The sequence below is a fragment of the Nocardiopsis chromatogenes YIM 90109 genome, assembly GCF_000341185.1.
GTDB lineage: Bacteria > Actinomycetota > Actinomycetes > Streptosporangiales > Streptosporangiaceae > Nocardiopsis_A > Nocardiopsis_A chromatogenes.
This window is the reverse complement of sequence record NZ_ANBH01000241.1, coordinates 1-257: the sequence shown is the minus strand read 5'-3', so window position 1 is coordinate 257 and position 257 is coordinate 1. Positions and strand designations below refer to the sequence as shown.

At 72.0% G+C, this 257-nt stretch carries 1 pseudogene; it reads left to right on the top strand.

The annotated features are described in order from the left end of the window. Window positions 1-257 (top strand): annotated as a pseudogene (locus D476_RS34170) (S8 family serine peptidase); the annotation flags it as partial.

The following is a 257-nucleotide window of genomic DNA, read 5'->3' as shown; positions in this document are numbered from 1 at the left end:
GATCCGTCGCCAACATGTCCCTGGGCGGGCCCGGCTCCCAGGCCGTGGACGACGCGGTGAACAACCTGGTGGACTCCGGCGTCTTCACCGCGGTGGCCGCGGGCAACGACGGGTGGCTCGCCTCGTGGTACTCGCCCGCGCGCGCGGCGAAGGTGACCACCGTGGCGGCGTCGGACCGCAACGACCGGTCGGCCTCGTTCACCAACTGGGGCAGTGCCGTTGAGATCTACGCGCCCGGCGTGGACGTGGAGTCCTCG